This is a genomic window from Microbacterium esteraromaticum (assembly GCF_017303215.1).
GTDB lineage: Bacteria > Actinomycetota > Actinomycetes > Actinomycetales > Microbacteriaceae > Microbacterium > Microbacterium esteraromaticum_C.
This window is the reverse complement of the sequence record NZ_JAEMWU010000001.1, coordinates 2,389,908-2,402,570: the sequence shown is the minus strand read 5'-3', so window position 1 is coordinate 2,402,570 and position 12,663 is coordinate 2,389,908. Positions and strand designations below refer to the sequence as shown.

Sequence of the window (12,663 nt, the reverse complement as noted above, 5' to 3'; positions counted from 1 at the left end):
CCGTAGTAGCGTCAGATGCCGTCGCCGAGGCCTCGCGTCAGCCGAGCATGGAACGCACTCGTGAAATCGTTCATGCCGACGAACTCGACACTCTTCCCGTGCTGCTCGTACTTCGTCTCGATGGCGTCGAGCGCCGCGACGGTCGATGCGTCCCAGACATGGGACTTCGAGAAGTCGACCACCACGCGCTCGGGATCGGCCGCGTACTCGAACATCGTCGTCAGGTCGTTGCTCGAGGCGAACAGGAGCTGCCCCTCCACGGTGTAGTGCGCGACCTGAGTGCCGTCATGGTCGACGACCTCGCGCTTGACGTCGACAAGGTGCGCAACGCGGCGAACGAACATGACGCTGGCGACGAACACTCCGACCACGACACCGATGGCGAGGTTGTGCGTAGCGACCACCACCGCGACGGTGATGACCATGACGGCCGTCTCACTCTTCGGCAGCTTCTTCAACGTCGACGGCCTGATCGAGTGCCAGTCGAAGGTACCGACCGACACCATGATCATCACGGCGACCAACGCCGCCATCGGGATGATCGCGACCACGTCGCCGAGCACCACGATGAGGATCAGCAGGAACACCCCCGCCAGGAACGTCGAAATGCGCGTGCGAGCACCCGAGGCCTTGACGTTGATCATGGTCTGCCCGATCATGGCGCAGCCACCCATGCCGCCGAACATCCCCGATGCGAGGTTTGCGACGCCCTGGCCCCAGGACTCCCGAGTCTTGTTCGAGTGCGTGTCGGTGACGTCGTCGACGAGCTTTGCGGTCATCAGGGATTCCATCAGACCGACCAGCGCCATCGCGAGAGCGTAGGGAGCGATGATCGACAGGGTCTCGAAGGTGAATGGCACGTTCGGGATGAACAGCTCGGGAAGGCTACGCGGCAACTCGCCCTCGTCGCCGACCCGGGGCACGCTGATCGCGAAGACGAGCACGGCGGCGGTGACGATGACGATCGACACCAACGGGGCGGGGACCACCTTGGTGAGCTTGGGCATGAACACCATGATCAGCAGGCCCACCGCGACGAGCGGGTACACCAGCCACGGCACGTCGATCAGATGCGGCAGCTGCGCGGTGAAGATGAGGATCGCCAGAGCGTTGACGAATCCCACCATGACGCTGCGCGGGATGAATCGCATCAGCTTCGCGACCCCGAGCACGGCGAGCACGATCTGCAACACCCCGGCGAGCAGCACGGTGGCGATGAGATAGTCCATGCCGTACTCGCGGGTGAGTGGCGCGACGACGAGCGCGATCGCGCCCGTCGCGGCGGTGATCATCGCGGGGCGTCCGCCGACGAACGCGATCGTCACAGCCATGATGAACGACGAGAACAAGCCCACCTTGGGGTCGACTCCGGCGATGATCGAGAAGCTGATCGCCTCGGGGATCAGCGCCAGCGCCACGACGAGACCGGCGAGGACTTCGCGCGTGAGGATGCGCGGGGTCTTCAGCGCGGTGAGTACTGAGGGCTCGGGCCGATACCGATTCCGGTCGTCGGCGGTCGTGGCAGCTGTCGTCATGAGGCGTGCCTCCAGGCTGGGGTGGGGCCGATGTGACACATCGAAGAGTGAGTGTGCGCTCTGCGCGCGCCCGACAGGATCCCGCTGGGGTCTTCGGTCGGAATGAAGCCCGCCAGATCATGCGGGCGTGAACGTCAACCCTAACGCAGGCGCTCGGACACCCCCCCCGAACACGTGCGTGCGACCGGCCCCCTCACACCGACGGGGCGACCGGGCTCAAGAGCCCCAGCGTGCCTCCGACACATGCGGCGGGTGGTTGCCGGTGTCATACACGCGCACCCAGCGCACGTCCACGGCGAACAGCGCGTATCCGTCATCGAGAGCGCGTGAACTCGGGAAGTGGCGGCAGTACTCCTCGCCGAGCCGGGCGCGCTCCGCACCCTGCGTTGCGCGGGCCTCGCCTTCGAGCTGCACGGTGACAGCGGCACCGGTCACGGCCACGGCGATGCGCGGGTCGCGCGCGATATTGGCAACCTTGCGCGAGTCGACTGCCGCGTCGAACACCAGCACCGCATCATCGCCGGCATACATCACGACATACGCCGCCTGCGGTTCACCCTGCTCTCCGACCGTTGCCACGACCCCCGACCCGCAGACGCGGACGAAGTGGGCGACGGCGGCTCGGTCGGCAGCATCGATGCTCATGCTCTGAAGCTACGCCGATCGGCGTGGTCGCGCGAGGTCTTTCTGAGGATGAGGTTGTCTCTTCGAGAAGAGGCCCTCGCTCGTCTCACCGGAAATCCCTCGACCGGTGCGTCACACCGGTGCGCAGATCTTCGAACGCATCGGCGAGCACGTTGACGACGCCCTCGACCGAGCGCTCCAGGATGCCGCGCACGATCAGCGCCGGTGAATCACGAGCCACCCGCCGATACCGGTTCCAGACCCCCATCGAGCACACCACGTTGACCAGCCCGTGCTCATCCTCCAGATTCAGGAAGGTGATGCCGCTCGCGGTCGCCGGACGCTGCCGGTGGGTGACCAGACCGGCCACCTCAATACGGCGCCCCTCTTCATGCGAGCGCAGCTGATCCGACGAGAGCACCCCACGCTCGGCCAGCGCCGCACGGAAATGCGTCATGGGGTGGTCGTCTGTCGAGATGCCGGTCGCCCACAGATCCGCCGCCTGCAGCTCATGACTGCTCTGATCGGCGAACAGAGGCGGTTGCACCGACACAGCAGTGCCCGGCAGGAACCTGGCGCGATCCTGCGCGGCGGCCCCGGCCATCCAGATCGCCTCGCGCCGGCTGATCCCCAGGCAGTCGAAGGCTCCGGCCGTGGCCAGCACCTCCAGTTGCGCCGCCGTGGCATCCGTCCGCCGCACCAGATCGTGCAGATCTCGAAAGGGACCGTGCTGCTCCCGCGCGGCGACGATGCGTTCGGCCAGGGCTGAGCCGATCCCACGCACACCGGCCAGCCCCAGGCGCACGGCGAACCGGCCGTCGCGGCGGTGGGCGGCCGACTCATCCGGCGCATCACGGTCGAACGGGCGCGGCTCGGGCGGATCGACGGTGCGTCGGCAGGAATCCAAGCCGGTCGGCCCCGGTGACGCCGCATCCGTGAGCAGCTCCAGGTCATCGGTGGCGGACGAGGCGTGCAGATCGGGGCGCAGCACCTGCACGCCGTGCCGTCGGGCATCGGCGGTCAGCGACGCCGCCGAGTAGAACCCCATCGGCTGAGCCCGCAGCAGCCCCGCCAGGAACGCGGCGGGATAGTGCAGTTTGACCCATGAGCTGGCGTACACGAGCAGCGCGAACGACAGCGAATGCGACTCGGCGAACCCGAAACTCGAGAACGCCTGGATCTGCGCGTAGATGCGATCGGCGGCATCGCCCACCAGCCCCTTCTCGGCCATGCCCCGATACAGCGATGCGCGGATGCGATCGATCCGCTCCAGCCCCCGCTTCGATCCCATCGCCCGGCGCAGCAGATCGGCCTCATCGGCCGTGCAATCGCCGAGCACGGTGGCCATCTGGATCAGCTGCTCCTGGAACACCGGAATGCCCAGCGTGCGCCGCAACACCGGCTCCAGCGCCGGATGGGCATAGGTGACCTTCTCGTGCCCCAGCTTGCGGCGCACGAACGGATGCACCGCACCGCCCTGGATCGGGCCAGGCCGGATGAGCGCGATCTGGATCGCCAACTCGTAGAACTGCCGAGGCTGCAACCGCGGCAGCAACCCCATCTGCGCGCGGGACTCGACCTGGAACACCCCGATCGAATCCGCCCGGCACAGCATGTCGTACACCGCCGGTTCCTCTTTGGGCAGCGTCTGCAGCGTCCAGCGCTCGCCCGTGGCGCGGGAGATCAGATCGAAGCTGTGCTGCAGGGCCGAGAGCATCCCCAACCCCAGCAGGTCGAACTTGACCAGCCCCATCCACGCCGCGTCGTCCTTGTCCCACTGGATCACCGTGCGATCGGCCATACGGGCGTTCTCGACCGGCACTACCTCGCCGACCGGGCGGGCGGTGAGCACCATGCCGCCGGAATGGATGCCCAGATGCCGCGGCGCCTTCAGCAGCTCACCCGCGTAGCCGAGCACATCAGCGGGGATGTCGGTGTCGGCGGACGCCTCGATGCCCGCACCCCACCCGTCGACCTGCTTCGACCAGGCGTCCTGCTGACCGGGGGAGTGCCCGAGCGCCCTGGCCATGTCGCGCACCGCGTTCTTCGGCCGGTACTGGATGACATTCGCCACCTGCGCCGCGCGCTCGCGCCCGTAGCGCCGGTACACCCACTGAATGATCTCTTCGCGCCGGCCGGAATCGAAGTCGACATCGATATCGGGCTCCTCTTCGCGGGTGGTCGCCAGGAACCGCTCGAACGGCAGCCGGTACAGGATCGGATCGACCGCCGTGATGCCGAGCAGATAGCAGACCGCGCTCGCCGCCGCCGACCCCCGGCCCTGGCACAGGATGCCACGACGACGGGCCTCTTCGACGATCTCGTGCACGATCAGGAAGTACCCGGGAAAGTCCTTCTCTTCGATCACGTCGAGCTCGCGCACGATGCGCGCCCGCCCCTCGTCATCGAGTCGCGGATATCGGTGCGGTACGGCGGCCCACACCAGCGCGCGCAGATGACTCATGGTGGTGTGCCCCTCGGGAACGGGCGTCTGCGGCAGGGCAGGGCGCGCTCGCCGCAACGGGAACGCGCACTCCGCGGCGATCCGCAGGCCGTGCTCGATCGCCCCCGGGTAACGGCGAAAGCGACGGGTCATCTCGGCGCCACTGCGCAGATGCGCGCTGCCGTGCGAGGGCAACCAGCCATCGAGATCGTCCATGCTGCGGGTCGCGCGCACCGCCGCGACCGCCTCGGCGAGCCCGGCCCGGTCGGGCCCCGCGTAGTGCACGTTGTTCGTGGCGACCACCGGCAACCGCAGTTCACGGGCGAGGTCTGCGAGAGCATCGTTGCGACGTGTGTCGAGCGGATCGCCGTGGTCGATCAGCTCGACGGCGATCTGGTCGTGCCCGAACAGATCGATCAGCCGGCGCAACGGCGTCTCGGCATCGCCCTGGGCGAGCCCCCGCCGCACACCTCCCTTGCGGCAGCCGGTCAGGATCGTCCACTGCCCGTCGGCGCTGGCCGCGAGGTCATCGAGGTCGTACAGCGGGCGCCCCTTCTCGCCACCACGCAACTGGGCGCGGGTGATCGCCCCCGAGAGGCGGTGATATCCCTCGACGCCGCGGGCCAGCACCAGCAGATGATCACCCACCGGATCGGGCACACCGCCCTGCGGGGCGGGCAGATCGAGCGACAGCTCGGCACCGAACACCGTCTGCACCCCGGTGAGCTCAGCGGCCTCGGCGAAACGCGCCGCGCCGTAGAAGCCGTCGTGATCCGTGATCGCCAGTGCGGTGAGGCCCAACGCCTCGGCCTCGGCGAGCAGATCATCGGGGGAGGAGGCCCCGTCGAGGAACGAGAACGAACTGTGCGCGTGCAGCTCGGCGTACGGCACGGCATCATCCGGACGGGAACGCGGCGGAGGCACAACGGGAGGGCGGTGCCTGCTCAACGGGCCGGGGTCGGCACGCTTCGGGGAGGGCTCGGCGGATGCTGGTGCCTGCTCGCGTGCCGGTGCCTGCTCGCGTGTGGGAGCGCTCAGCGTGCGCTCCAGCTCGGCCCAGGAGAGTTTCGGATTGTTCCAGCCGGCCATCAGCGGTACCGCCCCTCTGCCCACCACCGACCCTCGGAGCAGAACACCAGCCATGCACGCTGCCGCGCATCCACTAGTTGGAAGCGGTGCCCTGCCTTCGCGCGCTCGCCGTCCCACCGGCGCTCGTGCAACGGCCACGGGCCCGCCCAGGCGACGATCTCGCTGCCCTCCAGCAGCGCAGGGGGATCCGACAGCTCCCCGCGTCCATCGACCGCGACCGACTGGCCGTCAGACGCGGTCACGGTGACGGGGTGCGCGGGGGTGAACACCTCAGCGGGCAGGGGGCCCGGCAGACGCCCTGGCCAGGGCAGGGCGGGATCGCGCTCGAGCACCGGCCGCTCGCCCCAGGGCGTCAGCACCTGCCGATCGGTGAGCATGCGTCCGCCCGACACCGTCGCCGTGACCACTCCACGATGGCCGAGCAACGTCTGCACACGTGAGACGGCGTGATGCAGACGCTCATCGGTGCCCGAACCGAACAGGCCGGGTTGATGGCGGGCGGCGTCGTCGACCGAGAGCGGGGCGATCCGCACCGATACGATCCCGCGGAACGACCGGGCGGCGTCGATCTCTGCAACGGGCGTGCGCTCGATGAGCGTTTCAAGCTGCCAGCGCACCCGGTCGACCAGTTCACTCGCGTCGAAGCAGGTCGGATGCAGCCAGGGCCGCGAGAACACGCCCCCGTCGTCATCGGTGAGGTCGATGCGCACCTCGGTGCACACCAGCGAGGCGTCGGCGAGGCCGAGCAGCACGGCATCCGCCGTCTGACGCACCGCGAACGCGATCTGATCCGACTGCGCCAAGGGGGTGTCGAACTCGACCGTGCGCGACAGTTCGGGATCGGGCGGACGGCTCGAGAGCGGACGGGAATCGGCGCCCCCGGCCAGCGCGTGCAACCGGGCTCCCTGCTCGCCGAGCCGATCGCGCACCATGACGGCGTCCAGCGCGGCGAAGCCGCCGAGAGTCGAGATGCCGAGCCGGTGCAGCAACCCGGTCAGCGCCTCATCGCCGAGCACCGGCAGAGGCAGTGGGGCGAGGAAGTCGCGCGACCCTCCGGGAGGGACGACCACCCAGGCAGGAGCGCCCTCGGTGCCGGCCGCGGTGCGCGCTGCCAGCTCGGCGGTGAACGCCCCGTCGGCGACACCGATCCGAACCTCGGGGTACCCTGCTTCGCCGAGCACCGCGAGCAGCGCAGAAGCCGCCTCGGCCTCGCCGCCGTGGTAGCGCGACACCCCTCGCGAGCGCAGGCCCGCGAGCCCCGGCCGCAGCAGATGGACACCGGGCACATGCTGCTCGATCAGACGCAGCACCGGGACGAAGGCGCGTTCGTCCACGGCAGGGTCGTGCGGCATCATGCGCAGCGCGGGCGCACGACCCTGCGCTAGCCGGCGGCGCTGGCCGATGCGCACACCCTGCTCGCGCGCCGACGCGGTACAGGCCACGACAGTGTTGCCGTGCACGAGAGCGGTGGGCGGGTGCGGCGGCGGAGCCCCGAGCGCCGCGCGCAACGGCCAGTCGGGGAACCACAGCACGTGCATTCTGCTCGGTGCATCCATCAGGCCACCGCCCAGCTCGGATGGGTCGGCAGCGGGGTCTGCTCGCGGTCGATGCGGCGCACAGGTGCGACAGGCAGAACAGGTGCGACAGGCGTGATCGGCGCCGGCTCGATGCCGCCCAAACTGCCGGGAAGCCGCACCTGCAGGCTCTGCGGGCGCGGCGAGGTGCGGGTCTGCGCCGTCACCGTGACCGTACGGTCCGACAACAGCCCCCAGCCCTCACCGATCCCCTCCCACTGCGGGTCGTGCAGGCTGATCATCCCCTCGCTCTGCGGCCACTGCGCGGTGCTCAGCAGCGTGCATCCGCGATCGCGCAACCGGGCGGCGAGCCGCGCGGCTTCCTGATCGCGCACGGCAGAGCCCGGGCTCATCGCGATCAGCGGTACCACCTCGGCCAGCGCCGATACCACCGCCAGCCACCGATCGCCGGGATCGGGCACGAGGATCAGCCGCGAGAGGTCGATGCCGAAGGCGGCGGCGGCCTCGAGTCCCAGTGTCGGCATGCCGACCGCCGCGCACCAGCCGCCGCGACGCGACGAGGCGCTCATCAGGGCGAAGATCAGGCTCGGTGACGGCGAGACCGAATAGACCGCCCCGGTGTGCAGGCCCCGTTCGGGGAGCAGGTCCTGCAGAGCGGCATCCACCGGGATCACGGCATCGTCGCTGCGCCGGCGCTGCATGCGCCCGATCTCCCGGCGCAGCCGGAGGATCTCTCCGGCCCGTCGGTCGGCGGGGGAGGTCATCGTCGTTGCGATCGCTCCGTCAGGCATACATCCATCCTCGAATAAATGTTCGAACAGTTCAAGTCCACCTCGAACGCTAGTTCGCACATCCGACATTCGTGGTTATCCACAGCCCGGCCCGAGGTGACGCGCCGATCGCTAGCCTGCGAGGGTGTCCCTCCACTCCATCGCCGTGATCGTCGTGCACCTCGCCCTGGCGGGAATCGGCGCGTGGTTGATCGTCATCGACGCCCGCACGCACCGCCTGCCCAACCGCATCGTCCTGCCGACGCTCGGGGCGCTCGTGCTGCTGGCGATCATCGAGGCGCTCGCGACGGGAGACGGGGAACGGCTGGTGCGTGCACTGCTGGGTGGGCTCGCGCTCGGCGCCTTCTACGCCGTCATGCACCTGATCTCGCGGCAGGGGATGGGCGGCGGTGACGTGAAGCTCGCGGCCGTGATCGGGCTGGTCCTCGCCTGGCACGGCTGGCAGGTGCTGGTGCTCGGCGCCGCCGCAGCGTTCCTGCTCGGAGCCCTCTACGCCATCGTGCTCATGCTGCTGCGCCGCGCGAACCGGCACACCCGCATCGCCTTCGGGCCCTGGATGATCATCGGGGCCGTCCTCGCCATCGGTCTGGCCTGACGTGGCAGACGCAAACCCGCCCATACGAGGAAACCCACCCCGATCGGCGAACACGGCGCTATGGTGAGCACATGGCACTCGCACGACTCCACGGCGGCCCGCTGGACGGGCAGATCCTTCCGCTCGACGATGTCGAGCAGCAGACCCTGATCGTTCCCTACAGCGAAACGCAGGTGATGTACCGGCGCGAAGGCGAGGCGACCCATACGGGAGCCGACGACGGTCCCACCGAGGTGGCCTTCTGGTTCGCCGAGGCCAGCGACGACATCACGCCCAGTGACGACTGACCCGCAGCGCACGTTCGAGGTCGAGCGCAAGTACGACGCCGACGCCGACACCGCGCTGCCCGTCTGGACGGATGTGCCCGGTGTCACCTCGGTCAGCGCCGGAGAGGCACGCGAACTGGATGCCCGCTACCTCGACACCGCCGATGCCGTACTGGCCCGGAACGGGGTCGCCCTGCGGCGCCGCACCGGGGGGACCGACGCCGGGTGGCACGTCAAGGGCCCACGCCAGGGCGACGGCCGCCTCGAACTCGGCTGGCCATTGGATGAGGACGGACGGATTCCCGCGGCCGTCACCGAGTTCGTCGCGCAATGGACCACCGACGAGCTGACCCCCCTCGCACGCATCGAGAACTCCCGGACCGCCTACCTGCTCAGCGGCCCCGACGGTGTCATCGCCGAGTTCGTCGACGACCGGGTGCGCGCCACCGATCTGCGCGCCGAGTCGCAGGTGCTCCGCGCATGGCGTGAATGGGAGATGGAGCTGGGGCCCGCGGCGCCGGCCGACGAGCACGGACGCGCCGTGTTCTTCGACGCCGTGGAACGTGCGGTCGCCGCGGCAGGTGGGCGTCCGCCCTCGTCGGGTTCGAAGCTCGCCCGCGCACTCGGGCTCTGACGGCGGACGTTCAGTAACGCTCACCGCGGCAACGCTCACCGCGGAAACGCGCACGACGGTAACGCACACGGCGGCTCCGCGCACAAGCCCTTTCCCCGGGCAGGGAGGCGTGCTTCAGTGGGGCCATGCGCCCACACGTCCAGCTCCGCTCCCTGCAGACCCTCGTCCCCGACGTGCCACTCGAGCAGGGCGCCGTCCGCGACGTCTTCGCCGGTCAGCCCGGGATCTCACGCCTGACCAAACGGCTCGTGACCGCCTCGTTCGACGGTTCGGGAATCGAGACCAGACACACCGTGCTCACCGAGCTCGACCTCACCGCCGATGCGCCGGACCCGCAGTTCTACGACCGCGAGTCCGGCGCTCTGCTCGTGCCCGGCACCAAGGCCCGCAACGAGACCTACGCGCGTGAGGCCGACCGGCTCTTCGTCGCGGCGGCGCAGGGCGCGATCGCCGCTGACCCCGACATCACGGCATCCGACGTCACCCACGTCGTCACGGTCTCGTGCACCGGATTCCACGCGCCGGGACCCGACTACGCGATCGTGCGCGGGCTCGGACTGTCGGATGCCGTGCAGCGATACCACCTCGGATTCATGGGATGCTACGCGGCCATGCCCGCGCTGCGCGCGGCGACGCAGTTCTGCCTGGCCGACCCCACCGCTGTGGTGCTCGTCGTCAGCGTCGAACTGTGCACGCTGCATCTGCGTTCATCGGACGACCCCGACACGATCATCGCGTCATCGTTGTTCTCGGACGGCGCCGCTGCCGCCCTGGTGACGGCCCGATCGTTTGAGGCCGACGTGCCCGCCTTCTCACTCGACGGGTTCCACACCGCGATCGTGCCCGACGGCAAGGACGACATGGCCTGGACGATCGGCGACAGCGGCTTCGAGATGGTGCTCTCGACCGCGGTGCCGCAGCTGATCGGCGAGAACATCGACGAGGCGCTGCGCCCGCTGTGGGCCGCGGAGGACGCACTGGTCGAGGCGTTCGACGATGGACGGATCGGCGCAGCCGTGCAGCACTGGGCGATCCACCCCGGTGGGCGCAGCATCCTCGATCGGGTGCAGAGCCGCCTGCAGCTGAGCGACGGGCAGCTGCACCCGGCTCGCGAGGTGCTGCGCACCTGCGGCAACATGTCCAGCGCCACGGTGCTGTTCGTGCTGCAGCGCATCCTCGATGACCCCGACGCGCTCGCCGGACAGCGTGTCGCCGCGATGGCGTTCGGGCCCGGGTTGACGGCAGAGAGCGCCATGCTGACCGTGATCGGCGGGACCGGTGGCGGTTGATCTGCGCGTGCGCGCCGTCGACGCGCGGGAGCAGATGGATGCCGCCGATGCCGACCCGCGGATGCTGGCGCGCACCTATGCGCGCTTCGCGGCCGTCAACGCCGTCGTCTCGGATCCGCGTGGTCTGTACCGGCGCCTCGTGCGTCCGAGAGCCCGGGGATGCGCTTTCGGCGGCGCACTGCGCGTGCTCGACATCGGCTGCGGCGGAGGCGACCTGGCGCTCGCCCTGGCGCGGCGCCTACGGCGGGACGGGCACCCCGCGCAGGTGACCGGAATCGACATCGATCCGCGGGCGGTGGAGTGGTCGACCCGGGCTGACCCCGAGGGACTGGTGCAATGGCGCTGCACCTCCAGCGCCGATCTCGTCGACGCCGGGGAGCAGTACGACATCGTGCTGTCCAATCACGTGCTGCACCACCTGACCGAGAGCGGACTGCACGCGCTGCTGGCCGAGTCGCGTCGGCTCGTGCGCATCGGCGGGGTCGCCGAGCACAGCGACATCGCCCGCAGCCGCACCGCCTACGCGCTGTTCGCCGCCGCGACCTGGCCGGTCGCCGGCACCGTACTGGCCGGGTCGTACATCCGGGCCGACGGGCTCACCAGCATCCGACGTTCCTACACACGCGCCGAGCTCGCCGCGCGCGTACCGCCGGGCTGGCGCGTCGAGAAGCGGATGCCGGCGCGCCTGCTGCTGCGCTGGGAGGCGCCCCATGGGGCACCCTGACGTGATCATCGCGGGCGCCGGACCGGTGGGCCTGCTACTCGGTTGCCTGCTCGGCGCCCGCGGTGCCCACGTGGTGATCTGCGAACGGCGCACCGGCACCGACGACCGCACGCGCGCCATCGGCGTGCACCCGCCCGGACTCGACGCCCTCGATGCCGCCGGCGTCGGCACAGCCCTACGCGCCGACGCGGTCGCGCTGGACCGCGGCGAGGTGCATGCGCGCGGTCGGATGCTGGCATCCATCGCCTTTCCCGCGGAGCGCACCGTACGGATTCTGCCCCAACGGCGCACGGTCGCGCTGCTGCGGGAACGACTGCACGCCCTCGGCGTCGAGGTGCGCATGGGTTGTGAAGTCACTCAGGTGAGTCAGGACAGCACTGGGGTGAGCGTCGGCCTGCGCGGTGCGGCCGGAGAGACATCCGAGCACGCGTCGCTCCTGATCGCCGCCGACGGCGTGCACAGCGGGCTGCGCGCGGCGCTGGGCATCCGCTGGCGTCGTCGCGGAGGCACGGCGCGCTACTCGATGGTCGACGCTGCCGACGCGGATGACTCCGCGATCGCGCGGCTGTACTGCGAACCCGGGGGGCTGGTGGAATCCTTCCCGCTGCCGGGCGGGCGCCGGCGCTGGGTCGTACGGCACCCGCCGGGGGTGCCCGCGCTGTCAGGCGAGGACTTCGCGCGCGCGGTGCACACGCGAACGGGCATCGCGATCACGCCCGTCGCGCCTAGCGCGTTCACCGCCGCCCAGCACCGCGCCGCGCGGACCGTGGCGGGTCGCGTCGTGCTGCTCGGCGATGCCGCGCACGAGATCAGCCCGATCGGCGGGCAGGGCATGAACCTGGGCTGGGTGGATGCCCGAGTCCTGGCCGATGCGCTCGGGCAGCGCGGTCCGGGCGGCCTCGCCACGTACGAACGCCGGGCCGCGCGGGCCGCCGGCGACGTGCAGCGCCGGGCGACGTTCTACATGTCGATGGGGGCGCCGGCTCGTGGCATCCGACAACACGCGCGCGAGGGCGCGATTCGGCTCATGGGAACGGCGCCGCTGCGGAACGCCGCCGCCGCGCTGGTGACGATGCGCGGGATCTGACAGCGCCCGAAAACGCGAGAAGTGCCCGGTCCGCAACGGACCGGGCACTTC

At 70.1% G+C, this 12,663-nt stretch carries 11 protein-coding genes; 6 read left to right on the top strand and 5 right to left on the bottom strand.

Annotated elements, in window-relative coordinates; all coding sequences use genetic code 11:
• Positions 1-11: 11 nt before the first annotated feature.
• The 5 genes from JF543_RS11075 to JF543_RS11055 all read right to left on the bottom strand — a co-directional run bounded on the left by JF543_RS11075 (position 12) and on the right by JF543_RS11055 (position 8,017).
• Positions 12-1,535: a SulP family inorganic anion transporter gene (locus tag JF543_RS11075; protein ID WP_206824113.1), complete on the bottom strand. Its 1,524-nt coding sequence runs from the start codon at positions 1,533-1,535 to the stop codon at positions 12-14.
• Positions 1,536-1,751: 216 nt separating this feature from the next.
• Positions 1,752-2,180 (bottom strand): pyridoxamine 5'-phosphate oxidase family protein, encoded by a 429-nt coding sequence (locus JF543_RS11070; RefSeq protein WP_206824111.1) that lies wholly within the window; start codon positions 2,178-2,180, stop codon positions 1,752-1,754.
• 85 nt (positions 2,181-2,265) lie between these two features.
• Entirely contained in the window at positions 2,266-5,691 is a 3,426-nt protein-coding gene (locus JF543_RS11065; RefSeq protein ID WP_206824355.1) for an error-prone DNA polymerase, read from the bottom strand.
• A complete protein-coding gene (locus tag JF543_RS11060; RefSeq protein WP_242519707.1) occupies positions 5,691-7,229 on the bottom strand; it encodes a DNA polymerase Y family protein in 1,539 nt (512 codons plus the stop codon). The genes JF543_RS11065 and JF543_RS11060 overlap by 1 nt, the downstream gene beginning before the upstream one ends.
• A 17-nt stretch (positions 7,230-7,246) precedes the next feature.
• Positions 7,247-8,017, bottom strand: coding sequence for a hypothetical protein (locus JF543_RS11055; protein ID WP_241263427.1), 771 nt, complete (start codon positions 8,015-8,017; stop codon positions 7,247-7,249).
• A gap of 124 nt (positions 8,018-8,141) precedes the next feature.
• Between JF543_RS11055 and JF543_RS11050 the strand changes: the two genes are divergently transcribed.
• From JF543_RS11050 to JF543_RS11025, 6 genes are all read left to right on the top strand, one after another.
• On the top strand, positions 8,142-8,612 hold the full coding sequence (locus tag JF543_RS11050) for a prepilin peptidase (protein WP_206820242.1): 471 nt from the start codon (positions 8,142-8,144) through the stop codon (positions 8,610-8,612).
• A gap of 71 nt (positions 8,613-8,683) precedes the next feature.
• A complete protein-coding gene (locus tag JF543_RS11045; protein ID WP_179410503.1) occupies positions 8,684-8,899 on the top strand; it encodes a response regulator in 216 nt (71 codons plus the stop codon).
• Positions 8,889-9,512, top strand: coding sequence for a CYTH domain-containing protein (locus tag JF543_RS11040; RefSeq protein WP_206824107.1), 624 nt, complete (start codon positions 8,889-8,891; stop codon positions 9,510-9,512). Before JF543_RS11045 ends, JF543_RS11040 begins: the two co-directional genes overlap by 11 nt.
• A gap of 125 nt (positions 9,513-9,637) precedes the next feature.
• The gene (locus tag JF543_RS11035; protein WP_206824101.1) at positions 9,638-10,801 is read left to right on the top strand and encodes a type III polyketide synthase; all 1,164 of its coding nucleotides are present in this window, start codon (positions 9,638-9,640) and stop codon (positions 10,799-10,801) included.
• Positions 10,791-11,525: a methyltransferase domain-containing protein gene (locus JF543_RS11030; protein WP_206824099.1), complete on the top strand. Its 735-nt coding sequence runs from the start codon at positions 10,791-10,793 to the stop codon at positions 11,523-11,525. The genes JF543_RS11035 and JF543_RS11030 overlap by 11 nt, the downstream gene beginning before the upstream one ends.
• Complete coding sequence (locus tag JF543_RS11025) at positions 11,512-12,612, top strand: FAD-dependent oxidoreductase (protein WP_206824098.1); 1,101 nt, start codon at positions 11,512-11,514, stop codon at positions 12,610-12,612. The genes JF543_RS11030 and JF543_RS11025 overlap by 14 nt, the downstream gene beginning before the upstream one ends.
• The last annotated feature ends 51 nt before the right edge of the window (positions 12,613-12,663 follow it).